Source organism: Haloarchaeobius amylolyticus (genome assembly GCF_042678045.1).
Taxonomy (GTDB): domain Archaea; phylum Halobacteriota; class Halobacteria; order Halobacteriales; family Natrialbaceae; genus Natrinema; species Natrinema amylolyticus_A.
Genome location: NZ_JBHUDI010000010.1, coordinates 40,714 through 65,896, shown reverse-complemented (window position 1 = coordinate 65,896; position 25,183 = coordinate 40,714). Strand labels below are relative to the sequence as shown.

Below are 25,183 nucleotides of genomic sequence, written 5' to 3'. Positions count from 1 at the left end.
TTGATATCGGAGACGGTTCCACGTTGCACTGAAAAGGACAGTAAATGTCTGTTATCGGTGGTCTGAGTGGGCCGCCGGGAAACGAAATTCGGTCGGTCGACCGGAGCCGACGACCGATAGCGTTTTTGATCGTTCGACCGTGACGGTACGCTGTGTACGTACGCGGAACCGTCGCTGACGAGGTCGACGTGCGGTCGGTGTCCACGAGCTACGGCGAGAGCGAGCTCGCCGAGGTGCCGCTTCGGCTGGCCGACGCAGGTGACGAGCCGGCCGGCGACGCCACACCGGCGCTCGGCGACGGCGGGACGGCGGCCGTCGCAGACGGCCACGAGACGACGACGGTGACGCTCTGGAACAAGTGGACCGAGTCGGCCGAGCTGCTCGAGCCGGGGATGGAACTGCTCGTGACGAACGCGAAAGAAGAGGAGTATCGGGGCGAGACGCAGTACGCAACGACGGGCGATTCCTACGTCGTCGTCGAGCCCTCCTTTCTGGTCAGCGTCACGTCGATCCGCAACTGGGTCGAGTGTCCTCGGCTGTACTACCTGAACAAGCTCTCGGGCGTGCCGCTGAACTACCCCGTCGTCAAAGGGACGCTCGTCCACGAGGTCTTCGGCGACCTCTTGCGGGGCCGGGACCTCGAGGAGTCGATCGACGCCCGCATCGAGGAACGCGGTCTCCAACTCGGCCTGCTCGGCGAGACGCCCGAGGCCGTCGCCGAGGACGTCCGCGAGAACGCGAAAGCCATTGAGGGGTGGCTCGAGCAGGGTCGTCTCACCGAGGACGACAACTGGCGTTCCGAGCAGTTGCTCATCAGCGAAACCTTCGGCATCCGCGGGCGGGCTGACGCCATCCGGCGGGGCGCGCCGGTCGAGCTCAAGACGGGGAAGAACCTGAAAAAAGAACCCCGATTCAAAGACAAGGTCCAGGCCGCCTGTTACGCGCTGTTGCTCGAGGAACACGGCGGCGACGTCGACACCGGCACGTTGCTCTACACGAAGAACTCGGCGCTCGATCGCAACGAGGAGACCGGCGACCTCACTCCTGCAAAAGACTTCTCGATGGGCGATGGCCTCCTGAAGTACGTCGTCCGCCTGCGCAACGAGATCGCGGCGATGGAGATCTCCGGCGATATCCCAACCGGCTACGAGGCTGACGCGAAGTGCGAGTACTGCTTCGAGCAGGACACCTGCATGGTCGTCTCCGGCCGACTGGATCAGGAATCCAAGGCGGGCCAGATCGGCCAGCCGCTGCCCGAGGCGGAACGCGAGTACTTCGAGCGGTTCTATCGGGCGATCGAGGAAGAACGCCGCGAGGTCCACCGTGAGTACGCCAAACTCTGGGAACAGAGCGCCGAAGAACGGGCCGACGACGACCGCGCGCTGATCGACCTCGAGTTCGTCGAAAAGCGGCCGCTCGAGGGCGGGCGCTGGGAACTACGGGCGCGTCGAACTGGCGGTGCGACATCGAAGCTCCGCGAGGGCGACCTGGTGCTCGCGAGCGACGGCCACCCGGTTCGCGGCGACTCCGAGTTAGCGCGGATCGAGCGATTAGACGACGAGATCGTCCTCACGGCCGACGAGCCGGTCGAAGTCACGCGACTCGACGTCTATCCCTCCGAACTGACGACCGATCGGCTGCTCGTCGCGATGCACGACGCGCTCCTGAAAGGCGACGCGCGGCGCAAAGACGTCCTGTTCGGCCGCGCCGAGCCAGAGTTCGAAGCGATCGAGGAGACGTTCATCGACAACAACGACGCCCAGAACGAGGCCGTAACGAAAGCCGTCGGCGCACGGGACTGTGCGCTGATCCACGGCCCACCGGGAACCGGGAAGACCTACACCATCGCGCAAGCCATCCGAGCGATGGTCGAACGCGGCGACCGCGTCCTGCTATCGGCCTTTACGAATCGTGCCGTCGACAACGCGCTCGAGGCCACCCTCGAACAGTTGGAGGACGTGATCGACGACGACCGCGTCGTCCGCGTCGGTTCGGAAAGCAGCGTCCGCGCGGACATGGAGCCCTACCGGCTCGAGCGCGCGGGCGATCCCGACGATCGCGTCGCGAAACTGCAAAACGCACAGGTCGTGGCGGCGACGACCGCAACCTGTGGCTCGCGGGTGATGAAAGAACAGACCTTCGACGTGGCGCTGGTCGACGAGGCTGCCCAGCTCACTGAACCGGGGACCTGTGCAGCGATCAACCTGGCCGAGCGGTTCGTCCTCGTCGGCGACCACGAGCAGTTACCGCCCGTCGTGCGGGCCGAGAACGACCTCTCCGAGTCGCTATTTGAACGACTCGTCGACCTGTATCCCGAGGCCGGCGTCATGCTCGACCGCCAGTACCGGATGAACCAGCGCATTCAGGTCTTCGCCTCCACCGAATTCTACGACGGCCAGCTCCGGCCCGCGACGCCTGCGGTCGCGGGCCGGACGCTCGACGACCTCGAGGGCGTCTCCCGCGACGCGCTGCCCCCGGAATTGCAGGATCCAGTCTCGTTCGTCGATGTCGCGGGCGACCGGAGCCAGTACACCGACAGTGAGGAAGCCGAACGGATCGCCGAGCTGATCGAGTCGTACGAGGGCGCCGGCCTCGAGCGCTCCGAAATCGGCGTCATCGCACCGTTCCGTGCGCAGGTCTCGGAGATCTCGAAACACGTCCCCGACGACATCGCCGTCGACACCGTCGACCGCTTCCAGGGCTCGAGCCAGGAGGTCATCATCGTCTCCTTCACTGCGACGGGCACGCTCGAGGGGCCGATCTTCGAGGACTACCGCCGGATCAACGTCGCGTTGACCCGGCCCAAACGCGCGCTGGTGCTGGTCGGCGACGCATCAGCGCTCGCGTCCGATCCAGTCTACGAGCGCATGCTCGAGTGGGCACAGCGATGAGCCAGCGCGTCGATCGCGTGGGCGCGGCGGGACTGTAAGCCGGCACGACAGTGAAACGGACGTCACGCCCACTGAAACTCATACATTTATTTTCTGCTGAACGTAACGATCGACGACATGCGACTCAAGGAGGGGAGTACACTCATCCGAGAGGCAGTTACCGCCGAGTACGTGGATCTCGTCGTCTTCGTGACCGAACTCGGCGGCACGACGGCGCTCATGCTCCTGCTTGCGGTGCTGTTCTGGTGGTCGAATCGCCGCCAAAGCGCGCTCGTGATCAGTTACGCGATCGCCGGGCTGGCGCTGTTGCTGTCGCTCAAGACACTGTTTGCGCTCCCGCGACCACCAGCAGACGCCATGCTCGTCGCACTCGAGGGCGAGCGCGAGGGCTACGGCTTTCCGAGCGGCCACGCGTTCGCCGCGGCCGTCGTCTACGGCGGCCTCGTCTCGGCCTACGATCGGACGCGAGACGCGCGGGCGCTGCTGGCTGCCGGGACGCTCGTCGTGCTCATCTCGCTCTCGCGGGTGGTCCTCGGCGTTCATTATCTCGGCGACGTGATCGTCGGCGCGATTCTCGGGGTCGCGTTCGTCGTCGTCATGGATCGGCTCACAGGTGGCGATCCGACGATCGGCTTCGCGATCGCGCTCGTCCTTTCGGTTCCCGCAGTCGTCATCGCCGGCGGCGCGACCGACTCGTTGCTCGGCCTCGGCAGCTCGATCGGCGGCCTGCTGGGCTCGCGACGACTCCCAGCCCTGCCGGCACTTCGCTCCCGACTCGAGGGCGTCGCCCTCGTCGTCGTCGGTGGCGGATTCGTGGCCACCGTGCAGACAGCTGAATCGGCCGTCGAAGCGGTCGAACCCCTGCTGGTTGGACTCTACGCGATCCTCGTCGCTGGTATCCTTCTCGTTCCGGCCGCCGTTGGCCGGCTCGAAGTCGACGTGCTCGAGTCGACAGACCGGTAACACTCAGTCGAGACGCACGGCCGTGCCATAGGCGATCACTTCGGAGCCGCCGTTTGCGATCTCCGAACTCTCCAGTCTAACGTTGACGACCGCATCGGCGCCCATCGATTCAGCGTCGTCGGCCATGCGTGAGAGTGCTTCGTCGCGGGCGTCGGTCAGCAGTTCGGAGTACGCTTTGAGTTCGCCTCCGGTGATATTTCGGATGGACTGTGTAATGTCTCGACCCACGTTTCGAGCCTTGACCGTGTTACCGCGCGCGATTCCGAGCGCCTCCTTCGTCTCGCGGCCGGGGACCGTTTCAGTGGTGACGAACTCCATGGCATCTATTTGTTCCACATTCTACATTAATATTGTCGTGTCGGCGCTGAACAATGACTGGACAGAAATCGAAGTTCGCCCACTCGACGGCGATTTGATAGCGAATTCGACCGGCCAATTACCCGACGCTACGACCGTGCGGAGTAGTCCACCGTCCCCTCGTCCTCGCTCATTCGGATCCAGTACAGCCGGGTGTACGGTACGTGGACGAACCCCTCGTCCTCGAGTCTGAGCCGAACGCCTTGTACCTTCCCCGAGTCCGTGATGTGCTCGGCGTCGATCGCTTCCTCGGTGGTGCCATCGGGCGTCTCGTACGCGATTGTCGCCATACCGTGACAAATAGTGTCACGATCAAAAGACTCGTGCAGGCGAATTCGCGCAGGACATGGCCTCGAGAAGCGAAAGTCGACCAGGGATTTACCGCCGTCGGCGGTGTGGAGTCGCTATGTCCGACTCCGTACACCCGCGTCGACCCGGCGTTCGGGCCGCGGTCTGGATCGTCGTCGCCATCGCGCTGACGTCGATCGCGACCGGCGTCGTCGCGATCCTCACGGAACCCGCCGTCGAGGGGGCTGGAGTCGTCGAGACGCTGCAATCGGCCGCGGAGTTCAGCGGCACCATCGTCGGCTTCGCGTTGCTCGTCGCCGCGTGGGGAATGCGCCGCGGCTACCGGATCGCGTTCGTCGCCGCCGTCGTCCTCGTCGGGTTATCTGCGGCTCACGGCATCGTCCAGTTCCGACTGGTCTCGGTGCCCCTCGTCGTCCTCTCCGTCGGCGGCCTCGTCGTTCTCGTCGCTACGAGCGAACGGTTCGGCCGCTCGAGTCACTTCACCGCGACCCAGGTCGGGGCGCTGCTGGCGCTCGTCGGCGTGTTCTGTTACGGCACCGCCGGGGCGTACACGCTCCGCAGGCAGTTCGACGGCGTCGAAGGGGTCGTCGACGCGATCTACTTCACCGTCGTCACCGCGAGTACGGTCGGCTACGGCGACGTCCACGCGGCCACCGATCCGGGACGCCTCTTCGCTATCTCGCTCGCCATCCTCGGGCCCGCAACCATCGCCGCAGCCGCCGGTAGCCTGTTCCAGCCCGCGCTCGAGGCGCACCTCGAGCGAACCGGCCGGCGCGCGATGACGACGAACGACACCGATGCTGCCGGCGGCACCGAGGACGGAGACGCTCCACAGATCGCCGTCCTCGACGGTGATGCGACGCTCGCACCCGTAATCGAGGGGCTTGCGAAACACGCGTCGGTCACGGTCGTCACGAACGAGGCTGCAGTGCCGAGCCTGCCAGAAAACGTCAGCAGGTTCGTCGGCGAGGTGACAGGCGGCGACACGCTCGAGCGAGCGGGCCTCGAGCGATGTGAGGGAGTTCTCGTCGCGGCCGTCGAGCCCGACGCCGACGGGGTAGTCGCCGCCGCACGATCGCTCACCGACGCCCGAATCGTGGCCGTCGCGGAGTCCGACTCGAGCGCATCGCTCACTCGTCACGGCGCGGACGTCGTCGTTACGCCCGATCCCGTCCTCGTCGAGACCGTCGTCGACGCGGTGCTGGAGGCTGGCGTGCCCGACAGTCAGTCCTCGGCGTCGGCCGCCTCCCAGAGCGGGTAGAGATCGTCTTCGATCGGCTCGGTGATCGACTCGCCGTCGAGGACCAGTTCGAACGCGCCCTCTTGAACCGTGCCGATTTCGGCCCCCTCGAGGCCCGCCTCGGCGAGCGACTCGAGACAGTCGTCGACGGCCTCGCTCGGCACGGTCGCGAGCAACGCCCCGGAGCCGAAGATCCGAAGCGGATCGACGCCGGCCGCCGCGCATAGCTGCTCGGTCTCGTCGCGAACCGGCACCGCGTCGCGATCGATCTCGAGGCGAACGTCGGAGGCGCGGGCGATCTCGAGCGCGCCGGCGGCGACGCCGCCTTCGGTTGGGTCGTGCATCGCGGTGGCGTACTCGCGGATCGCGCGGCCGTCGGTGACGATACTGATCTCGTCGACGAACCCCGCGGCGCGCTCGCAGATGGCATCGTCGACGCCGAGATCGTCGCCGAAGTCGGACGCGAGAATGGCGGTTCCCTCTATCCCGGCGGCTTTCGTCAGCACGACGCTGTCACCGGGTTCGGCCCCGTGGGTCGGGACGAACGCCTCGGTCATCCCCATCGCCGTCAGCGAGAGCAGCGGGCGCTCGAGCTGGTCGACGTACTCCGAATGGCCGCCGACGATCGACGCGCCGACGTCTCGAGCGGCCACGTCGAGGTCGCGTGTGATCTCCTCGAGCGGGGCGTCCTCGTCGGGGAGCATGATGACGGCCGTCAGCCAGCGCGGATCGGCACCGGAGGCGGCGACGTCGTTGCAGGCGACACGGACGGCGAGCGTGCCGACCTGCGAGGCCGCAAGCGATATCGGATCGGAGCTGACGACGAGCGTCTCGTCGCAGCCGGGCACCGCGATCCCGGCGGCATCCTCGCCATCCGCGGGTCCCTGTAGCACTGTCTCGTCGGCGGCGGCCGTTCCCGTCCGGCCGAAGACGTGTTCGAGCAAGTCGTCCGGGCTCACCTTGCCGGGCATACCACGAACTGAGAGGATCGGGGGTTTGTAGCTGTCGGGGTCGACTCGAGCGCACTTTCGGAAAAACACACCGCAGCCGACGCCGTTCGACCGTCGGCGCTCAGGTATCTGGTGCCACCGCGTCCATCGTCTGGCGAATCTCAGCCTCGGTCGCACCGCGTGGAAAGCTGACGGCGATAGCGTCGATCCCGTCGACGGCCTCGTATCGCTCGAGGGTCTCACGAGCCGATTCGGGCTCGCCCACGGCACAGAGATCGTCGAGCAGGTCGTCACCGAGGAGTTCGAGCGCGCGGTCGCGGTCGCCTGCCTGCCAGGCGTCGTGGATCTCTATGGCCTCGTCGTAGCCCTGTCGTTCGAGGGAGTCGCGGTAGAACGTACCCATGCCGCCGACGTAGAAGGCGACGTGCTGGCGCGCGAGTTCGCGGGCGCGATCTGTATCATCGAGCACGCAGCAGGTCACGCCGGTCGTGACCTGCACGGCCTCGGGATCGCGCCCGCCCAGTTCGGCCCCGCGTTCGATATCCTCAAGGCGGTCGCGGGCACCGTCGGGAGTGAGCATGATGCCGTGCCAGCCGTCGGCAAAGCGGCCCGCGAGTTCGACCGCCTTGGGACCCATGCCGGTGACCTCGATCGGAGGGGGCGTTTCCGGCGGATCACAGCGCAGCCGAAAACCCGACAGCTCGAAGTCGTCGCCGTCGTAGTCGACGGACTCGCCCGAGAGGACCTGTCGGACGATCTCGACGGTCTCACGGGTGCGCTTGAGTGGGTTCCCGTACTCGACGCCATGCCAGTTCTCGACCACGACGGGGCCACTCGGGCCGAGTCCGAGCCGGAACCGGCCCTCGGAAAGTTCCTGGAGCGTCGCCGCCGTCTGGCCCAGCAGCGCCGGCGACCGCGAGTAGGTGTTGAGGATGCTCGAGCCGATGTCGATCGAATCAGTTCGCTCGGCCATCGCCGACAGCACGGTGACGGCGTCGCGACCCCACGTCTCGGGGAGCCACGCACAGTCGTAGCCGGCGTCCTCGGCCGCCTGCGTGTAGTCGACGATCGAGTCGATCGTCGGCTGTGCGGCGACGGGAAGGTGAACGTCTCTGTCAGTCATCGTCAGACACAGATGACGTACAGCCATTTGGTTGTATGGAAACCGGGGACGAACGAAATCCCGTTTATCCGGTCGCTGTACTGGAAACCGGCTTCCGTCTCGTACGACGACACCGTTCGAGAACTGCCCGCAGTCGATCGGTGACTCGGGTCGTCGACAGGCAGTTCACACACTCAGGCGGATGCCTGGCAGCCAATGCCGGCGTACCTGCGATCCACCACGCAGGTGCACCGGGACACAGTGACAACAGCCCGTCTCAGACGTCGTGCTCTTCGGGAATCCGTGGGACGCCCTGCGCCGTGATGGTCTCGCCGAGCACGTACGACGAGGCGGGGCTGGCGAGAAACTGTGCTACGTCGGCGATTTCCTCGACGGTACCGATGCGGCGCGCGACCGCTTCGCGGTCGATGTTGTCCGCCGAGACGCCCATCTGACTTTCGACGCCCGGCGTCGCGACGAACCCCGGTGCGATGCAGTTGACCCGGACGCCGTCGGGAGCCCATTCGGCGGCCAGCGTCGTCGTCAGGTTGATCACCGCTGCCTTGGCCGCACCGTAGTGACTCATTAGCGGCGAACCGTGCTGGCCGGCGACGCTCGCGAGGTTGATCACTGAGCCACCACCGTCTTTCAACGGTTCCGCGGCCGCGTGGGTACAGTGATACGTGCCGGTGAGGTTGCTGTCGACGATCGTCTGCCAGCCGTTCGGCGAGATGTCGTCGAAGTCGGCGATAAACGAGGCCCCGGCGTTGTTGACCAGTACGTCGATGCCGCCGAACTCCTCGACGGTGGCTTCGACGAGCGCGTCGACGGCGTCGCGATCGGTGACGTCACACTCGACTGCCAGCGCTCGCCCGGGGCGCTCGCTCTCGGTAATGTCTGTAGCGACCGGTTCGACGTGGTCCTGGTCGCGCGAGCAGACGACCACGTCGACGCCGTCCGCGGCGAACCGCTGGGCGATCGCCTTCCCGATGCCACTAGAGGACCCGGTAACGATAGCGACGTCGCCGTCGACGTGAAACCGGTCGAGACTCATCCATAGTCACCTGCGGTTGCGATCTGCGTGTGATTTACTATCATTGCTGTCCCTTCACCTGCGTTTCCGTCCGGCGATAATAAAGCTGGGTGGGCACCAGCACCACACCGTTAAGTGGCTCGCAGCCGCTGACAGAGACGATGAATGGGTGCGAGTCGACTCACGACTGGGAGGCCGTCTTCTGGGACATCGGCGGCGTCATCCTCGCGCTCGACTCCGTCCAGCGAGCACACACCGAGTTCGTCGCGAGTCTCCTCGAGCGCCACGATGTCGAAACGACGCTCGAGACGGCCATCGACACGTGGCAGACGACGGTCGGGAACTACTTTCGCGAGCGTGACGGGACCGAGTTCCGTGCTGCTCGTGAGGGCTACCACCGTGGCATCGCAGCGATCGTCGGCGAGGAAGTGCCCCGAAATGAGTGGCAACCACGGTTATACGAGCACGTCCGGTCGTCACTCGAGCCGGTCTCGGGTGCTCCCGAGACGATCGGGCGACTGGCCGAGCGAGACATCCACGTCGGCGTCGTCAGCGATATCGACGACGCGGAAGGACGAGCCATGCTCGAGGAATTCGGCGTTTGTGAGCACCTCGACTCGATTACCACCTCCGAAGAAGTCGGTCGGACCAAGCCCGACCCGGCTATCTTCGAGACAGCCATCGCAAAAGCCGACGCCGAGCCGGAGCGCTCGCTGATGATCGGTGACCGGTACACACACGACGTGAAGGGTGCCGCCGAGGTAGGAATGTGCGGCGTGGCCTTCGGCGCCGACGATGGCCCCGCCGTCTCCTATCGGATCGACGCTCCCGAGGAGGTCCTCGAGATTCTCGAGGGGGAGCGACCGGATACGGCGTGACGACGACGCGCTCTCTCGTCGCGCTCGATCACCACGGCTGGATAAGGACTGTCGCACACGTGACCGTTCTACGGTATGCGAGAAGACGCAACTATTTCGGTCGTCAGCGTAGTTGTGGTACTACATGGCATGTTGCACGAGGGGAGTGACCGAATGACGATCCCCGTCGCATTCCAGCGAACACCATGAGTGAGACCTACTACGAGCGGCTCGTCGACGAGGATGCACTGGTCGCGTACCTGGAACCACATCTCGGCGAGGTCGACGACTACGAGATCACGCATCACCAGGAGGGACACTCGAACGAGACGCTGTTCGTCACCTGGGATGATCGCACGTTCGTCATCCGACGGCCGCCACCGGGCGAAACAGCCGAGACAGCCCACGACGTCCTCCGCGAGTATCGCGTGCTCGAGGCAGTCGCCGACACCGACGTCCCGGTTCCGACTCCGGTTCTCGCCTGCGAGGACCACGACGTCATCGGCAGCGACTTCTACGTGATGGAACGACTCGAGGGCGACGTCCTCCGGGAAGACGAACCCGAGCGATTCGCCGACCCCAATCACCGCGAGCGGATCGGCGAGGAACTCGTCGACACGCTGGCGGCGATCCACAACCTGGACTACGAGGCGGTCGGGCTCGGCGAGTTCGGCCGCCCCGCAGGATACACCCAGCGACAGGTCGACCGCTGGGGGAAACAGCTCTCGTGGGCGTTCGAGGTCACCGAAGACGAACGGGCGGTGCCGATCCTCCACGAGGTCGGCGACTGGCTCCAAAACACCGTCCCCGAAACCCATCCGCAGACGCTCGTCCACGGGGACTACAAGCTCGACAACGTCATGTTCGCGCCGGGAACGCCGCCGGAGCTCGTCGGCGTCTTCGACTGGGAGATGGCAACGCTCGGCGATCCGCGCGCGGACCTCGGCTGGATGCTCTCGTACTGGCGCGACGCCAAAGATCCCGACCCGTCGATTCCCGAACTCACGTCTCGCTTTATGGAGCGGCCGGGCTACTCGAGTCGAACCGACCTGGTCGCACGCTGGGAGGACCGAACCGGTTACGAGCTCGAACACGAGCGGTTCTACCGCGCGCTGGCCGTCTACAAACTGGCGAGCCTCGGCGAGATGTTCTTCCGGCGGTATCTCGAGGGCAACAGCGACGATCCCATGTATCCGAAGATGCGCGACCGCGTGCCGGCGCTGGCCGCACGGGCGAAGCGAATTATCGACGGCGACGAGCCGTTATAGCTGGTTCGGAGGATCAGAAGGGGCGTCACCGCTCACTGCGTTCTTTCCCGAGGTCCTCGTAGATCTGGGGATCGGTCTGGAACTTGAGGACGTTGTGGACCGCCGAGTTACGAATGTTCTCGATGACCTTGCCGTGTTTCGAGTAACACTCGTGGATCCACAGGGGGACTTCCTGCCGGTCGCGAAACATCATGATCGTCTTCCACTGGTACTCCCCGTCGGCGAGGAAGAAAAACAGGGTATGTTTGTCCGCTCTGATGTCCTCCATCGCGGCACGCCAGTGGTCGGCGAAGTGTTCGGTGTTGAACTTGAATTCGAACAGCGCGAAGATGTAGTACTCCTCGTTCGGGATGATCGCCTCGCGGAAGACCCCCTCGTCGCGCATCCGCCGGATCGACTCGCTAACGGTGACGTGGGAGACGTCGATATCGTACTTCTCCTCGAGCACCTGGGTGAGTTCCCGCGAGGACAGCTGCGGGTCGTCGGCGAGCTCGGTGAGAATCGCGATATCCCGATCTTTGAAGTCCCAATTCGGTGGGTCGTCACTCATGCTGTCGTAGGTATCGGTGCGGGCACGGTTTTATCGTTCCGCTCCGGCCGGGAACGCCGAGCCGAGCCACGCCCTGTGTCCAGTGCGGCGGTCGAGGAGCGGGGACTCGAGACGAATGCCAGAGTAACGTCGCCGATATCGGTGTCACGGACGCCGCTTACGCGTTCGCCGGTCGCTCAGCCGGCGGCAGCTGGACGGTCTCGACGATCGGTTCGTCGAACGATAGCCGCATCCGCAACTCGCCCGTGTTTCGCTCGACCGTCTCGAACCCCAGCCGACGGTAGAGGGAGATCGCCCGCTCGTTCGTCGGGTCGACGTCGAGTACGAGTGCCTCGTGGCCGGCGTCGGCGGCTCGAGCGATCACGTGCCGACAGAGTTCGTTTCCGATACCACGGTTGTGGTAGTCCGGATCGAGGAACACGACGAAGTGGGGCTCCGGGCTCGAGCGGGGGACGTACGCCGCATGGCCGATGGGCTGTCCATCGTGGACGGCGACGAGGACGACACCGCGCTCGACCTGGTGCTCGAGCCAGTCTTCGATATAGCTGCGACCGATCGGCGGGAGTCCCATCGACCGATGGGTGGTGGGATAGCCGTCGTACAGCGAGACGAGCCCCTCGAGATGCGACGGCGAGGACGGCACGACGAGGACGGACTCGCCGTGGCGATCGATAAACCGCGGACAACGGGGCGGACACTCGGGGGTCCCCTCACACAGTGCCGGGTCCCACGCGGGACAGGTATCGGTCGTCATGGCCGATACATCGTCTGCCACGATCATGACGACTGGCCCCTCTATGTGTGGGGCTTTATCACGACGACAGGTCGCGTCATCTGAACGCCTGTCAATCAGTGTAGGCACACCAGAATCCGCAATACGGGCGCGCTGGGGCCCGGCGACACAGCCCCGTTTATATGGACTCCTCTCAGTCAGTGCCGGCGCACCCGCGACCCGTCCTGCGGGTGCGCCGGGAACCAGTGATAGCAGACCGTATCAGTCGATCGACTCGGAGAGGCCCCGAAGGGACTCGTCGCCGATCTCCTCGAGGACGTGTTCGTGGAACGCCTGCAGTGCGGCGCTCTCGTCGTCGGCGAGGACGACGTCGCTGGCCGACAGCGTCGCGAGCCCGAACGCCCGCGGCGTCGGCGAGTCGAGGAGCTGCCGCGAGAGTTCGAGGTCGCCCCCATCGATCGCGTCGACGATGGCCTCGATCTCGGCGACGTTCAGTTTGTCCTCGAGGATTTCGCGGTAGGTCTCCTCGATCACGGCGAACTCCTCTAAGTCTTCGGCGAAGCCGAGCAACATCTCGCTCGAGACCTGCTGTTCGCTGGCGGACTTCTCGTAGCCCTTGTAGCGTTTGAGGATCATCAGCGAGCGGGTCGCGTTGATCCGGAAATAGCGCTGGAGCAGGTCGGTTCCCGACAGCGCCGCCCGGAGATCCGCGCGAACGTCGTCGGCTTCGAGATCGGCGACGATCCCCTCGAGATCGACCTTCCGGTTTAACGGCATCGAGAGGACGAAGCCGTTGTCCGCGACCGCGACGCGGACGTTCGCCGTCGCCTCCTGGGCACAGCGATAGGCGAACAGGCGGGAGAGCCCGTCGTTGACCTTCCGGCCGTAGTTCGAACGGACGTAGTAGTGGCGTTCGTACTCCTCGCGGTCGCGGACGACCTCGATCGCGAGCCGATCGGGCGTGCTCACGCTTGCCATGCCGGCGTACTGACACTGGTGGTCGAACAGTCGGGCGATCGCGCGGACGCTGTCGTCGTCGAGAGGAAACTCCCGGAGCCACGCCCGAACCCGCGGGGGGCCGCCAGCGTCGTAGCGCTCGAGGAGGTCGCGCTGAAACGCGAGGATCTTGCGGCCCAGATCGTACGAGAGGGGGAGCCGCTCGGAGTACCACGAGGGGACGGTCGGCCGGGCACTCGTCCGATCGACGTAGACTTTCGAACCGCGTCGGTAGCGGTACTCGAAGTGATCGCCACCCAGGACGAAGACGTCGCCTTTCTCTAAGGTATCGAGGTAGTTCTCGTCTAACTGGCCGACCCACTCGTCGCTCGCCCGCGTGTGGACGTCGCAGGTAAACGAGTCGGGGATCGTCCCGATGTTGGTCATGTAGATGACTCGCGCGAGCCGACCGCGTTTGCCGATCAGCGACTCGCCGACCGGGTACGTCTCGTGGTGGTGCTCGCCGTCCGGCGGGTCGTTTTCGTCGCGCCAGACCTTCGCGTAGACGTTCTTGTCCTCCAAGCCGGCGTACTCGGCGGTGAGATATCGCATGAGCGATTCGTACTCCTCGTCCGTGTAGTTCCGGTAGGGATACGCCCGTCGGAGAACGCCTTTCAGTTCGGATTCGGGCCGGATCTCGGCGATCGCCATCCCGTAGACGTGCTGGGCGGCGACGTCCTGGGCGTTCTCGGGGATCGACACCGAGTCGACAAAGCCCTCCGTGGCCGTCTTGAGCATGACCGCACACTCGATGAGTTCGTCCCGGTCGAGCGCGATCACCCGCCCCGTCACGGTCTGACCGACGCGGTGGCCCGCCCGGCCGACCCGCTGGAGCAAGGCGGCGACGCTTTTGGGTGAGCCAACCTGCACCACGAGGTCGATATGGGGCATGTCGATACCGAGCTCGAGACTCGTCGAGGTGGTGACGACCTCGAGATCGCCGGCTTTCAGCCGGTCCTCGACGTCCTGACGGACCTCCTTCGAGAGGCTGCCGTGATGACAGGCCGAGTTGGCCTCGTCGTAGGCGTCGAAGCGCTCCCGGAGGTTGTGGAGGACCCGTTCGGCCCCCGAACGGGTGTTAGTGAACACCAGCGTGTTCGTGTGCGCCTGGACGTGGTCGTGGAGTTGCTGGTAGAACCGCTCTTGGACCACCTCGCGGGACGTGTTGATCAGATCGGCGGTCGGACACTCGAGTTGCAGGTCGAACTCGCGGGCGAAGCGGGCGTCGACGATCTCGTAGTCGCGCGGCGCACCACCCGGCTCATCGCGACCCACCAGAAACTCCGCGACCCGAGAGAGGGGTTCGATCGTCGCTGAACAGCCGATTCGCGTAATCTCACCGTCGGCCATCGCTTCGAGTCGCTCGAGGCTCACTGCGAGGTGGGTCCCCCGCTTGCTCGCCGCCAGCGAGTGGATCTCGTCGACGATGACGTACTCGACGGTGCGGAGTTTCTCGCGGAACTTCGGCGAGTTCAGCAAGATTGCGAGCGTCTCGGGGGTCGTGTTGAGGATGTGGGGCGTCTCCTCGAGCATCCGCTGGCGCTCGCTGGAGTCGGTGTCGCCGTGGCGGATGGCGTGGCGGATCTCGCCTATCGATACGTCCTCGCGCTCGGCTGCGATCGACTCGATGCCCGCGAGTGGCACCTCGAGGTTGCGATGAATGTCGTTCGCGAGGGATTTCAGCGGCGAGATGTAGAGACAGTACACCGAGTTCTCGAGGCCAGCGGAAGACTCCGTCTCCCGGGCAGACGGGCTCTGGCCGTCGATGTCGTCGGCGTCCCGTTCGCGTCTGTACAGGGAATTGATGATCGAGAGAAACGACGACATCGTCTTCCCCGAGCCCGTCGGCGCACAGACTAACGTGTTCGTCCCCGCGTCGATCTTCGGGATCGCACCCCGCTGTGGCGGCGTGAAAAAGCCCTCGTTCTCGGGAACGAACTCGCCGAACTCCTCGAGCCACCACTGCTGGACTGCCGGCTCGAGGGACTCGAAGACGTCGCCGTCGCTTATGGTCGTGGTGGCTGGGTCGAACGGCATAGAATCGTCGTCGACCGGCACCTCGAAGCGTTCGTCCCCGTCCATTATCGTCGTCTCCGGGGCCGGCGTGTAAGAGCGTTTGGACAGCACAGTGAAAGTGAAGCCACGATCCGACGGTTCCGATCGAGCCGGATCGATCCTGACTATGAATAACAGAAATTTAATTGGTCTCCTGGACGTGACCTTCAGGAAATGCGGTCATCGCGTCTCCTCGTCGGTCTCGTACTCACCGTCGGGGTGTTGACGGCGGGGGTCCTCGCCGGAACGACGGTCATCGACCCCGACGACGACGGGGAACCGGTGGTGGTGGAACTGCGCGACGGGACGGCTCCGTTCGACGCCGACACCGATGACGACGGGCTGGCCGACGGTGCGGAAACGCGACACGGGACCGATCCGACCGTCGCTGATACGGACGGCGACGGCCTCGACGACGGCGTCGAAGTGGACCGCGGAACGGATCCACTCGAGGCCGATACCGACGGCGACGGCCTCGATGACGCGACGGAAGTCCACGAGCATGGGACCGACCCGCTGACGGCTGATTCCGACGACGACGGAATAGCCGATCGTGCCGAACTCGAGACGTACGAAACCGACCCCACCGACCCGGATACGGACGGCGACGGTCTCACGGACGGTGCGGAAGTCCACGAGCACGGGACCGATCCGAGCGCGGCTGACACCGACGACGACGGGCTGGACGATGGCCCGGAAGTGCACGAGTATCGGACCGATCCGACCGTCGCAGATACGGACGGGGACGGGCTCTCGGACGGTGCGGAAGTCTACCGCCAAGATCTCTTTCCCGACGCCGATCCGCTCAGTACTGACGTGTACGTTGAGGTCGACCGCATGGAGGGGGTCGCCTTCGAACGCGCCGAACTCGAGCGGGTCGTCGCGGAGTTCGACGACGCGCCGCTTGCAAACCCCGACGGATCGTCCGGTGCGAACCTGCATATCGTCGTCAACGAGACGATTCCGAGGGAGTCGTCGACCGATATCGTCGATCTAACCCAATACCGGTCACAGTACTTCGACCGGGCAGGGCAGGGCTATCATTATCTGGTCATCGTCGAGGACGTCGCCGGCGACACCGACCGCGGGAACGTCATCGGCAAGGCCGGACTGGGAACGATGATGGTCGAATCACAGCCGGATCGCGACCATACTGGCACGACCGTGATGCACGAACTCGGCCACTCGCTTGGACTGTCCCCAGCCGACTTCGACGGCATCGATTCTACCCGGTACAGCTTCCGGCAGTACACGAGCGTGATGAACTACAACGCACCGCGGGACTACTACGGCTTTTCGTCGACCGGCAGCACCGACAGTTTCGACGACTGGGACTATCTCGAGAACCACATGTTTACGCCGGCAACGTCGTTCGTCACCGTCGACGACTAGCCGAGACACCGGGACGCTCGACGCTTCGTCCTCGAGTTCCATGCCGCCGGCGCCGCTCACGACTCCGTGAAAGAACCGCCGCGATGACTGAAAGAAGACAGTCCAATCGCATCGAGAGTGCCATGAAGCGATATCGACGATCGATACTCAGCAGCGTCACGATGGGGACGGTAGCGCTGCTGGCAGGCTGTTCCGGCAGCGGCAGCGGCGGATTCGGCGGCGGATTGACCATCGACGACACATCCACGGAGACGACCGCGTTCGGAAACATCGTCCTCACCGTCGCGGTCTCGAATACAAGCGGTTCGTCGAAGGCCGGGACACTGATCGGGCAGATCGACATCACCGGGGTGATACCTACACCGAACGGCGGGAGGTCTCAGTCCCCGGAGAGGGGTCGAACACGTACGAACTCGAGTTCGATATCGACATCTCCGAATCGCTCAGCGCCAGCGAGTACGAGTACAACGCTCGGATCGAGTGATCAATCTTCGAGCTGTGAACACTGACCCGTCACACAGGCACTCGTCCGCTCGAGCCAGGGGCAGAGAATTCACACCGTGTTCTCGCTGATTCGCTCCCCTCAATCAGATATTACGTTAGAAAGATTACCAGCAGTCATAGGATCCCGGATTATGAAATCATTTATCGGAAATCGTTCATAGCCGGTTTGTCTGACGCACGTCATTAGAGGAACGGTTGATTTTATATAGCAGTATCTGGCAGCGGTGATTGTGCAATCTACCCACTCGATCAGCCTCACGGTTGTGGAGGAAATCGCCAAACATGAAGAGGTTCCACCGGAAGAGCTCCGGCCGCCGCTTCACAGCGTTATTGACACAGACGCACTCGACTCGCTCTTTCAGTCAGTTGCCGCCGAACGGGCCCCTTCCACGGTTGAATTCGCGTACAACGGCTACATCGTCTCGATCGATGAGACTGGCGACGTGGACGTGACCGATCACGCGTCGGCCGTAGAGGCCGACAAAACGGCAGTGTGAAGCGATCCGGAGTTCCAGACCTCGATTTCGATCTCTTACTCGTCGGTCGTAACGGCATACGCAGTAACAAATCTATGACACTGTTGGACAAAGCGGACAACACGCCGATCGGACTTGAGACGCTGTCGCCAGCGGCGACAGAAAGTCGGCAACCGCCCACTTCGGAACGCGTAAAGTCCCCGCACTCGGGGGGGTGAGCTACCGAAAACAACCGTTTTCACCTCCGAATAGGCGCTTAGCGAGACCGCCAAGCGATACAAACAGTTATTGTAGTGTGTGTATACAGAATTTGTAATGACCGAGCCCGAGACGGAGAAACAGCGACAACTCGGTATCTGTGAACGCTGCGGAAACACAGCCGTCGTCTGGGTAGCGGTTGACGGAACAGTCTGGCCGGTAAGCGGATACAACGTCTGTCCCTGCAGTGACTGTTCGTTTCGTACGATAGATGACGCTCCGCTTCGAGAGCAACCGTAAGAACGCGAAAATTGGGTTTTCGGCCGCCTCGTGGGCACACCGCTCGGACGCTCGAGAACTCATAGTGGCCCTTCCCGCGGGTCCCGAACCCCGCGTGTACAGTTCGGTTCGGACGCGGCCAGCGGACGCGTTAACGCGGTCACCGCAGCGTTTGCACTCGCCAGAGTCGATGAGGCGACTCATCGAGAATCACCGTCCTCGTAATCGATGTCCAAATCAGCTGACCATTCAATTAGAAATAGTCTTCTTTCACTTCCAACAGGATTTGGAGGTACGGTAATTACGAAGCATACCGCTTGGACAATTACGATGACGACCCACAGTGTGCGCAAAAAGATCGCTGCGAGGTGTGTGAACTGTAGATCTATCTTCGCTTCAGAAATCAGTGAAGATGGAGAAATCCGCCCGATTGGAATCAGATCCGGCTGTACCTGCGGGAACGGTGATTTTCGAACACTGGCGTGACCCTCACGGTCTTCGAGAGCACGCCGAACGGCCTCGTCGATGGCCTGATGTCCGGGATGGGCGATTGGCGTCCGACCCCCGACGACGTACAGCCGACACGCCAGCCACCTCCCGGTAGCCTGTCGGCTACGTGGGAATGTACTGAAACCGAAAATTGGATTTTAGTTACTTCAGGGGTACAAACGGCTAGAAGTTGAACACGGAGAGAATGTGTAGTGGGACCGCCGAGAATTGAACTCGGGTCCTACGGACCCCATCCGCAGAGGATACCACTACCCCACGGTCCCGTACTTGGATCGATGGGCGTCTGCCGTTTAAGCGTGTCGTTTCAATGTCGGTGTGTCACCGGGTTTCGGACCAGTCTCAGACCAGCACGCGCTCGAGGTCGACGACGAGACCGCTGTCGGCCTCGGGGTCTCCGACGAACGTGCCGAGACACACCGCCGCGCCGTTCGGGGTGTAACAGGCGACCAGCGTGTCGCGCTCGATGTCATCGTCAGCGTCGAGAACACCCGGTGCGTAGACGGGTGCCCCCTCTGCCACCTCACGGGCGGCGCTGTCGGCGATCACGACGCTGGGGATCCCCTCGAGGATCCGTTCGGCGGGGTCGACGACCTCGTAGAGCGGGTCGGGATCGTCGTCCTCGAGCCAGAACGCCAGCGCATCGAGGAAGTCGTGGGCGCTGTGGAGCGTCCGGTCGTCGAACGGGTCCGTCGCGGTGCGACGCAGGTGGCCCATGTGCGCGCCGGTGCCGAGTGCCAGTCCCAGGTCGTGACAGAGCTTGCGGATGTAGGTACCACTCTCACAGCGAATCCGCAGGAGGAGGCGTCGCTCCTCGGCCTCGAGCACTTCGAGGTCGTAAATCTCGCGCACGCGCAGGCGGCGGGACACGGCGCTCTTGCGCGGGGGCTTCTGGTAAATCGGCCCCTCGAACTCGGCAACGACCGACTCGGCGTCAGCCGGCACCGGCGCATGACATTCGAGGACGGCGACGTATTCCTTGGCCCCCTCGAGGAAGACAGGCGCGAGGCGGGTCGCGTCGCCAAGCATGACCGGGAGACAGCCGGTCACTTTTGGATCGAGCGTCCCCGCGTGGGCAGCGCGGTCGATGGTGGTATCGGCATCGCGCTGGACGAGCGTCTCGTCGACGGCGTCGCGCAGCCAGCCGCTGACCTGGTGTGAGGAGGGACCCGGCGGTTTGTCGAGGTTGACGACGCCGAAGGTGAGCAACTCGGTAGGCGAACGTTCCTCGGGAGGACCACGGAGGGACATTAGAACTCGTAGCCAGTATCGACGGGTGTTTTCCCTTCGTCGCCGTCCGCCTCGTAGCGTTCGACGGCGGTGACGAGCATGTCAAGGACGGCCTCGGGTTCCCAGCGAGCCGTGTTCACCGAGAGATCGTAGATCGTCAGATCGCGAATATCGATCCCGTAGTACTCCTCGTAGCGCTGGGCCTCACTGGCTTCACGGGCCGTCGTTTCCTCGGTCGCGCGGGCAGGCTCTTTTCCTTCACGCTCGGCGATCCGTTCCCCACGAACCTGTGCCGGGGCGTCCAGCCAAAAGCGGAAATCCGCCTGGTCGCCAGCAAGCCAGCCGGCGAGTCTGGACTCGAGCACCAGATCGTCCTCCTCGACGGCGATCTCGCGGAGCCGGCGGTCGAGATCGCGATCAATCTCGTCGTTTTCCTCGGCGAGTTTGTTGAACTCGAGTGGGGTGTAGCCGCGTTCGTCGGCCAGTTCCCGGAAGATGTCACCGCCGCTGACGTGGTCGAGCTCGAAGGCGTCGGCGAGCAACTCGGCAGTCGTGCTCTTCCCGCTGCCCGGCGGGCCGGAGACGGTGAGTAACATAATCGATCTGCGAGCGGACGGGTAAAATGGGTTTTGAATCCACGAGCACGGTCGACGATGATGGCTGCGAACGACAGCCGACGAGTGGCCACCCTGGCGACGAGTCGTAACGATCGAAACGGGAAGCCGACGCGATTAGGCGCCCGTCGGCGACATGTCGATGTTCAGTGATTTGCGCAGGAGCTGGGAAAAGCCCATCGAGCACAGGAAGTACCAGACGATCCAGGCTGGCATCGGCCCGACCAGACCTGCCTGCCAGTTGGTCTCGCCGACGAGCGGCAGGATAGCTGTCGCTTCTGTACCGTCGAGGCCGACCGACTGGATCTTCCAGTACATCCAGAGGAACAGCGGGATCGTCAACAGCATGATCCAGACCATCGGACGGAACTGCTCTTTGAACATCCCGAGGTTGTCCGCCATGGCCTCCATCTGCTCTTCGCGGACCTGCTCGAGTTCGTTCTCGAGGCGTTCGATTTCGGCCTCGCTTGCGCCGCGTTCCTCGGCCTCTTTCTTGCGCTGGCGGATGTCTTTTTGCTCCTCCTGAACGGCTTTCATCCGCTCTTGATACTTGCCCATGACCTCCGTATTCATCAGGTTCGCCTGTAGCAACGACGAGTACAGGCCAGTGATCAGTGCAACGGAGAGGATCACGGCGTAGAAGGGCAATGCCGCGTCGAGCGGCCCGAGGACGATGTCGATCGTCCCGCCCACGACGTTCCGGATCGAATCGAACCAGTACCCCGGCATCAACAGGAGCGCACCAATGCCAGCGATCTTGTCCCACTGCGACCAGCTCGACTCCTCGTCGTCGATATCGACGTCGGCACTGGCCACGGCACCGCCACTGTCACCGTTCCCATCGAGGGCCCGATCGTAGGCCTCACGATCGGCGATTTCGAACCCTTCGTCGCCATCGACTAATACGCCTTTCTCGATCAGCCGCCCCCACTGGCCGCTCGTCAACTCGTCGCTGACGTCGGCCCACTGGACCTCGCCGCCGTTCCTGTCGGCTTCCTCGCGGATCGCCTCGAGCGCGTCCGCCATCGAGGAGTCCTCACGGACGAGGGCGTCAATCTTCTCGGCTGTACGCGTCATCTGATTGTCCTAGGGCACGTCCGATATACAAGTGTTTTTCTTCGGTAGTCTCGAGTCGACCGATGTCTGGGTTGTTGGTGATGAGAACAGGATTGTCAACGCGCAGCTGGTCGTGATCGCTTCGTCGCCATGACTGTTGACCGCGATGTCGTACCACCGAGCCGAGCTATCGCCCATCTAACCACGCCACGATGCAGTATCCTGCACACACAGTCCGGAATAAACTATCTGACCGGTCGAACCCTTTATTATAAGGATTCCCGAACTAGTCGACTGTATAAATGGGATTACGACGTGATGGCGGAGTCGTTCGTCCGTCGGGCCGCGGGCAATCCGCACTACTCGGACTCGTGTTGTTGATCGGAATGGTCGCTGCCGCCAGCGTCGGGATGTTACTCGTTGCCGGCGACATGATGTCCGATGCCGAACAGCAGTCGGAAAACGAGCGAATCGAACAGTCATTTACCGAACTGAGCCAGCAGATGTCGACGGTCGCAATGGACAGCGACGCGCCGCGGTCAATGGCGTTCGATGCCGGGGAGAAAGGGGCAATTGCGAAAACCGACACTGCCCGTATTAACATCACTGGTGACGGTATTGACGAATCGATCCGCGTCGGTGCGATCGAATACGAGGGTGATGATGGAACCAAACTCGCCTATCAGGCTGGCGGTGTGTTCCGGGAGACGGGAGCAAAAACGCGAGTCGTCTCCGGGCCCCCTCTCAAATACAACCCGAGTACACATACGTTCTCGTTTCCGATAGTGAAACTTGACAAGGAAACGGAACTCAGCTCAGGAGACGTTCGGTTCGATCGGACCAATAATAGTACGGCATATAGTGATTCGATCTACGTCGAACAAAGTCCGATACAGATCAATATTACCAGTGAGTACTGCGTCGGTTGGCAGACGTACTTCGAAGAGGAGACGAACCAGATTGACGGCGAGGCGATACAGAAGTCCTGCAACGAGGGCAAACAGGATACCCTCCGTGTCGAACTCGGCAGACTGGATATCGAGGAAGGAACATTCGAAAATGGCGTCGTCGTCAACTCAGCATCGGGCAAAACAGGCGAGACACCGGGCGAAGGGGAAGGTGGCTCGAGTATGGACATCACAGAACGACCTGGTCCGGGACCCGCATCGATCGATAAAACCATCGACCAGATGGTGTCTGACATGAAAGATGATGATAATGTTACGGATTTTAATGAAGTCGACAAGACAGAGGACGTAGAAAGCGGGGCATACTTCGTCGAAAACGAAACGATCAGCGAGGAGCGAGTCTTCGATCTCGAAGACGGAAACATCACACTCGTCGTCGAGGACGAACTCATTGTCAACGATATGCTTCGGGTCGAAAACGCGGAGCAACCCGGAGCCAATCACTCCCTTCAGGTGTATGTCAGAGATGGGATGAAAATAGACGGAGAAGCGTGTGTCGACGACTGTTCGGACGACGACGACGATTCGAGACACCTCCAGGTCTACGGAACGTCGGACACCCACTTCGGCGTCGGGACAGGAAGGTCGTACTTCGAGGGGATTATTTATGCACCGTCAGGTGACGAGAGTTGGGACGAAGAAAACAAATACTTCGAGAAAACAGCCCAGTTAGTAATGAAGTCAAAGACCGATATAGACGGGTCGGCCGTCGTATCGTCTATCCACGTGAAAACTGGCAAAGGTTCTACATCTGTCTCGTATGATGAATCCCTCGATTCGTTCAGCCCCGAGATGAACCCCAATGGATACGTCTTTCCGCCGAGACTGTCGTACCTCAACCTTGCCGAACACTCGATTGAAGTGAAAAATACCTGAGCCGCCCTGAAACGGCGATGGCCTGTTCAATCCGCTCGAAACCGTTGTATACCCTTCCAGACTGGAGTTATGCAGCGTCCTCGATCGTCGCCTTCACGTCTTCCCAAACTTCGTCGGGTGCCTGCTCGCCGTCGACACGTTCGAGGTCGCCCTGCTCGTCGTAGTACTCGATGACCGGTTCGGTGTTCTCGTGGAAGACGGAGAGTCGTTCGCGGACCGTCTCCTCGGTGTCGTCGTCGCGCTGGACGAGTCGCTCCTCGACTTCGGGGTCCTCCGGCGGGTTGTACTCGACGTGGTAGATGTCGCCCGTCTCGGGGTCCATCCGGCGGCCCGTCAGGCGGTGGACGAGTTCCTCCTCGCCGACTTCGAGATACAGTGCGAGATCGAGGTCGGTCATGTCCTCGAGCTCCTCGGCCTGCTCCAAGTTCCGTGGATAGCCGTCGAGAACGAAGCCGTCAGCCTGGTTGAGCGCCTCGTCGACGATGGCGTTGACGACCTCGTCGGGGACGAGTTCCCCCTGATCCATGTACTCACCCGGCGTGTCGTACTCGGTGTCCATATCGGAGATATCCATCTCCTTGTTGTTCCGCAGCGCGTCACCGGTGGTGATGTGATCGACGTCGAACTCCTCGATGATCTTTGCACTCTGGGTCCCCTTCCCTGCCCCGGGTGCACCCAGGATCAGGATTCGTGGCTGTGCCATATGGCACCGTTCATGCCCATCACATAAAGGCTTAAAGAATCGAGCACGTCCATCTACTATGACTCGCTTTGATGCGTCTGAACCTGCTGAGCGACGGAAACTGTACGTCGACGCGATTACCGCTCATCGCGAACGCGGCAGCAGATTTCTGACGCTCGAGGCCGACGACTCCGTCCGCGACGAAAGCGGTGACTCGGAGTCGCTGGGCACGCCGTGGATCCAGTTCGGTGATGGAACGATCAACATCGACTGCACCGACGCGGAGCTCGAGACACTGAAGGCGCTGCTCGAGGACTTTCCAGCGTTCAAGATCGACGACCTGACGCGGCCCGAGGAGGCCGAGGGGACCAACGTCCGGATCAGCGCGAAAGCGGATCCGAACCGGATCGCCCAGTTCATCGACGAGGTCTTTCTCGAGGTGTATGAATTCCAGTCGACGGTTCGAGTCTGGCTCGTCGACGTGTGAACGACCGCAGAGCTGCTCTTGTCGGGTGATTCGACTCATAGGACACCTGTCAATCAGTGCCGGTACACCCGCGACTTCGTCCTACGGATCCGCCTGGACATCGGTACAGCAGATCGTATCAAACATCATCGTGAACGGTCGTGGCCGATGGCGACGAGCTACGAAACGCCTCGAGATGGGAGTAGGTGCTCCGCTACCGACAGCGTCGTTCTGAGAGTACGCCTCATATTTCAGCATCCGAGGGAGCCGCCGGTCGTCGTGGCCCAGTACCACAACCGGAGCAGCGAGTTGAAAGTAATCGCTCTGGAATGAGGATATTTGGATCCGAGAGCTCACATGCGAGCGGGCGAAGGATTAAGAAGTAAATTCGTGAAGGCGGACGGTCCACTGTTCAGTGCTATTCGCCCACATACCGTCACTATTTTTAACGGGGAGCAAATAACAGGCCAGCACCGATATAACATGATTTATTGGCATCCATATAGTACCAGGACGAGACAACGATGGAGAAAAGATCATTGACGACAACAGCAGCATGATGAGGGGTACAGACGAAGTCGATGACCCGCAGTCGAACTGTACGAGCACCTCGACAGGCGACCCGGATTCG

At 62.8% G+C, this 25,183-nt stretch carries 21 protein-coding genes and 1 tRNA gene; 9 read left to right on the top strand and 13 right to left on the bottom strand.

Going from position 1 to position 25,183, the window contains the following annotated elements:
• Positions 1-152: 152 nt before the first annotated feature.
• Together ACFR99_RS16030 and ACFR99_RS16025 are read left to right on the top strand one after the other, a co-directional pair.
• Positions 153-2,891: an AAA domain-containing protein gene (locus ACFR99_RS16030; protein ID WP_390289336.1), complete on the top strand. Its 2,739-nt coding sequence runs from the start codon at positions 153-155 to the stop codon at positions 2,889-2,891.
• Positions 2,892-3,008: 117 nt separating this feature from the next.
• Complete coding sequence (locus ACFR99_RS16025) at positions 3,009-3,854, top strand: phosphatase PAP2 family protein (RefSeq protein ID WP_390289333.1); 846 nt, start codon at positions 3,009-3,011, stop codon at positions 3,852-3,854.
• A 3-nt stretch (positions 3,855-3,857) separates the two neighbouring features.
• Here the strand turns inward: ACFR99_RS16025 and ACFR99_RS16020 are convergent, their stop codons facing one another.
• Positions 3,858-4,172: a YbjQ family protein gene (locus tag ACFR99_RS16020; RefSeq protein ID WP_390289330.1), complete on the bottom strand. Its 315-nt coding sequence runs from the start codon at positions 4,170-4,172 to the stop codon at positions 3,858-3,860.
• Positions 4,173-4,300: 128 nt separating this feature from the next.
• Entirely contained in the window at positions 4,301-4,501 is a 201-nt protein-coding gene (locus tag ACFR99_RS16015) for a hypothetical protein (RefSeq protein ID WP_390289327.1), read from the bottom strand.
• Between the two features lie 116 nt (positions 4,502-4,617).
• On the opposite strand from ACFR99_RS16015, the gene ACFR99_RS16010 reads away from it, so the two are divergent.
• The gene (locus tag ACFR99_RS16010) at positions 4,618-5,781 is read left to right on the top strand and encodes an ion channel (protein WP_390289324.1); all 1,164 of its coding nucleotides are present in this window, start codon (positions 4,618-4,620) and stop codon (positions 5,779-5,781) included.
• Here the strand turns inward: ACFR99_RS16010 and ACFR99_RS16005 are convergent.
• The 3 genes from ACFR99_RS16005 to ACFR99_RS15995 form a co-directional block, all read right to left on the bottom strand.
• A complete protein-coding gene (locus ACFR99_RS16005) occupies positions 5,745-6,731 on the bottom strand; it encodes an AIR synthase family protein (protein WP_390289321.1) in 987 nt (328 codons plus the stop codon). The genes ACFR99_RS16010 and ACFR99_RS16005 overlap by 37 nt on opposite strands.
• Positions 6,732-6,831: 100 nt before the next feature.
• The gene (locus ACFR99_RS16000) at positions 6,832-7,833 is read right to left on the bottom strand and encodes a TIGR04024 family LLM class F420-dependent oxidoreductase (protein ID WP_390289318.1); all 1,002 of its coding nucleotides are present in this window, start codon (positions 7,831-7,833) and stop codon (positions 6,832-6,834) included.
• A 256-nt stretch (positions 7,834-8,089) separates the two neighbouring features.
• Positions 8,090-8,866: an SDR family NAD(P)-dependent oxidoreductase gene (locus ACFR99_RS15995; protein ID WP_390289315.1), complete on the bottom strand. Its 777-nt coding sequence runs from the start codon at positions 8,864-8,866 to the stop codon at positions 8,090-8,092.
• Between the two features lie 140 nt (positions 8,867-9,006).
• Between ACFR99_RS15995 and ACFR99_RS15990 the strand changes: the two genes are divergently transcribed.
• Together ACFR99_RS15990 and ACFR99_RS15985 are read left to right on the top strand one after the other, a co-directional pair.
• Positions 9,007-9,723, top strand: a complete 717-nt coding sequence (locus ACFR99_RS15990) for an HAD family hydrolase (protein WP_390289312.1) — start codon at positions 9,007-9,009, stop codon at positions 9,721-9,723.
• A gap of 185 nt (positions 9,724-9,908) precedes the next feature.
• Positions 9,909-10,970 carry a phosphotransferase family protein gene (locus ACFR99_RS15985; RefSeq protein WP_390289309.1) on the top strand — a complete coding sequence of 354 codons (1,062 nt, stop codon included), beginning with the start codon at positions 9,909-9,911 and terminating at the stop codon, positions 10,968-10,970.
• Between the two features lie 25 nt (positions 10,971-10,995).
• Here ACFR99_RS15985 and ACFR99_RS15980 read toward each other — a convergent pair whose 3' ends face one another.
• From ACFR99_RS15980 to ACFR99_RS15970, 3 genes are all read right to left on the bottom strand, one after another.
• The gene (locus tag ACFR99_RS15980) at positions 10,996-11,520 is read right to left on the bottom strand and encodes an Lrp/AsnC family transcriptional regulator (RefSeq protein ID WP_390289306.1); all 525 of its coding nucleotides are present in this window, start codon (positions 11,518-11,520) and stop codon (positions 10,996-10,998) included.
• A gap of 157 nt (positions 11,521-11,677) precedes the next feature.
• Complete coding sequence (locus tag ACFR99_RS15975; protein ID WP_390289303.1) at positions 11,678-12,274, bottom strand: GNAT family N-acetyltransferase; 597 nt, start codon at positions 12,272-12,274, stop codon at positions 11,678-11,680.
• Between the two features lie 240 nt (positions 12,275-12,514).
• Positions 12,515-15,331, bottom strand: coding sequence for an ATP-dependent helicase (locus ACFR99_RS15970; RefSeq protein WP_390289300.1), 2,817 nt, complete (start codon positions 15,329-15,331; stop codon positions 12,515-12,517).
• Positions 15,332-15,478: 147 nt separating this feature from the next.
• Between ACFR99_RS15970 and ACFR99_RS15965 the strand changes: the two genes are divergently transcribed.
• Both ACFR99_RS15965 and ACFR99_RS15960 read left to right on the top strand, forming a co-directional pair.
• Positions 15,479-16,696, top strand: a complete 1,218-nt coding sequence (locus ACFR99_RS15965; RefSeq protein WP_390289298.1) for a zinc metalloprotease — start codon at positions 15,479-15,481, stop codon at positions 16,694-16,696.
• A 728-nt stretch (positions 16,697-17,424) separates the two neighbouring features.
• Complete coding sequence (locus ACFR99_RS15960; RefSeq protein WP_390289295.1) at positions 17,425-17,697, top strand: HalOD1 output domain-containing protein; 273 nt, start codon at positions 17,425-17,427, stop codon at positions 17,695-17,697.
• 1,158 nt (positions 17,698-18,855) lie between these two features.
• On the opposite strand, the gene ACFR99_RS15955 is transcribed toward ACFR99_RS15960, so the two are convergent.
• The 4 genes from ACFR99_RS15955 to ACFR99_RS15940 form a co-directional block, all read right to left on the bottom strand.
• Positions 18,856-18,926: transfer RNA gene (locus tag ACFR99_RS15955), tRNA-Pro, on the bottom strand.
• Between the two features lie 76 nt (positions 18,927-19,002).
• Positions 19,003-19,911 carry an RNA-guided pseudouridylation complex pseudouridine synthase subunit Cbf5 gene (locus ACFR99_RS15950; protein WP_390289292.1) on the bottom strand — a complete coding sequence of 303 codons (909 nt, stop codon included), beginning with the start codon at positions 19,909-19,911 and terminating at the stop codon, positions 19,003-19,005.
• Positions 19,911-20,486: a (d)CMP kinase gene (cmk, locus tag ACFR99_RS15945; protein ID WP_390289289.1), complete on the bottom strand. Its 576-nt coding sequence runs from the start codon at positions 20,484-20,486 to the stop codon at positions 19,911-19,913. Before cmk ends, ACFR99_RS15950 begins: the two co-directional genes overlap by 1 nt.
• A gap of 135 nt (positions 20,487-20,621) precedes the next feature.
• Positions 20,622-21,581, bottom strand: a complete 960-nt coding sequence (locus tag ACFR99_RS15940; protein ID WP_390289286.1) for a DUF106 domain-containing protein — start codon at positions 21,579-21,581, stop codon at positions 20,622-20,624.
• Between the two features lie 281 nt (positions 21,582-21,862).
• Here ACFR99_RS15940 and ACFR99_RS15935 point away from each other — a divergent pair, with 281 nt between their 5' ends.
• Complete coding sequence (locus ACFR99_RS15935) at positions 21,863-23,404, top strand: DUF7289 family protein (RefSeq protein WP_465260904.1); 1,542 nt, start codon at positions 21,863-21,865, stop codon at positions 23,402-23,404.
• A 67-nt stretch (positions 23,405-23,471) separates the two neighbouring features.
• Here the strand turns inward: ACFR99_RS15935 and ACFR99_RS15930 are convergent, their stop codons facing one another.
• The gene (locus ACFR99_RS15930) at positions 23,472-24,107 is read right to left on the bottom strand and encodes an adenylate kinase (protein ID WP_390289280.1); all 636 of its coding nucleotides are present in this window, start codon (positions 24,105-24,107) and stop codon (positions 23,472-23,474) included.
• A gap of 58 nt (positions 24,108-24,165) precedes the next feature.
• On the opposite strand from ACFR99_RS15930, the gene ACFR99_RS15925 reads away from it, so the two are divergent.
• On the top strand, positions 24,166-24,573 hold the full coding sequence (locus ACFR99_RS15925) for a hypothetical protein (RefSeq protein WP_390289278.1): 408 nt from the start codon (positions 24,166-24,168) through the stop codon (positions 24,571-24,573).
• The last annotated feature ends 610 nt before the right edge of the window (positions 24,574-25,183 follow it).

Excerpts from the sequence above, each read along its gene's own strand:
- ACFR99_RS16025 (WP_390289333.1), top strand. The coding sequence starts at position 3,009 with ATGCGACTCAAGGAGGGGAGTACACTCATCCGAGAGGCAGTTACCGCC.
- ACFR99_RS16020 (WP_390289330.1), bottom strand. The coding sequence starts at position 4,172 with ATGGAGTTCGTCACCACTGAAACGGTCCCCGGCCGCGAGACGAAGGAG.
- ACFR99_RS16015 (WP_390289327.1), bottom strand. The coding sequence starts at position 4,501 with ATGGCGACAATCGCGTACGAGACGCCCGATGGCACCACCGAGGAAGCG.
- ACFR99_RS16010 (WP_390289324.1), top strand. The coding sequence starts at position 4,618 with ATGTCCGACTCCGTACACCCGCGTCGACCCGGCGTTCGGGCCGCGGTC.
- ACFR99_RS16005 (WP_390289321.1), bottom strand. The coding sequence starts at position 6,731 with ATGCCCGGCAAGGTGAGCCCGGACGACTTGCTCGAACACGTCTTCGGC.
- ACFR99_RS16000 (WP_390289318.1), bottom strand. The coding sequence starts at position 7,833 with ATGACTGACAGAGACGTTCACCTTCCCGTCGCCGCACAGCCGACGATC.
- ACFR99_RS15995 (WP_390289315.1), bottom strand. The coding sequence starts at position 8,866 with ATGAGTCTCGACCGGTTTCACGTCGACGGCGACGTCGCTATCGTTACC.
- ACFR99_RS15990 (WP_390289312.1), top strand. The coding sequence starts at position 9,007 with ATGAATGGGTGCGAGTCGACTCACGACTGGGAGGCCGTCTTCTGGGAC.
- ACFR99_RS15985 (WP_390289309.1), top strand. The coding sequence starts at position 9,909 with ATGAGTGAGACCTACTACGAGCGGCTCGTCGACGAGGATGCACTGGTC.
- ACFR99_RS15980 (WP_390289306.1), bottom strand. The coding sequence starts at position 11,520 with ATGAGTGACGACCCACCGAATTGGGACTTCAAAGATCGGGATATCGCG.
- ACFR99_RS15975 (WP_390289303.1), bottom strand. The coding sequence starts at position 12,274 with ATGACGACCGATACCTGTCCCGCGTGGGACCCGGCACTGTGTGAGGGG.
- ACFR99_RS15970 (WP_390289300.1), bottom strand. The coding sequence starts at position 15,331 with ATGGACGGGGACGAACGCTTCGAGGTGCCGGTCGACGACGATTCTATG.
- ACFR99_RS15965 (WP_390289298.1), top strand. The coding sequence starts at position 15,479 with ATGCGGTCATCGCGTCTCCTCGTCGGTCTCGTACTCACCGTCGGGGTG.
- ACFR99_RS15950 (WP_390289292.1), bottom strand. The coding sequence starts at position 19,911 with ATGTCCCTCCGTGGTCCTCCCGAGGAACGTTCGCCTACCGAGTTGCTC.
- cmk (WP_390289289.1), bottom strand. The coding sequence starts at position 20,486 with ATGTTACTCACCGTCTCCGGCCCGCCGGGCAGCGGGAAGAGCACGACT.
- ACFR99_RS15940 (WP_390289286.1), bottom strand. The coding sequence starts at position 21,581 with ATGACGCGTACAGCCGAGAAGATTGACGCCCTCGTCCGTGAGGACTCC.
- ACFR99_RS15935 (WP_465260904.1), top strand. The coding sequence starts at position 21,863 with ATGGGATTACGACGTGATGGCGGAGTCGTTCGTCCGTCGGGCCGCGGG.
- ACFR99_RS15930 (WP_390289280.1), bottom strand. The coding sequence starts at position 24,107 with ATGGCACAGCCACGAATCCTGATCCTGGGTGCACCCGGGGCAGGGAAG.
- ACFR99_RS15925 (WP_390289278.1), top strand. The coding sequence starts at position 24,166 with ATGACTCGCTTTGATGCGTCTGAACCTGCTGAGCGACGGAAACTGTAC.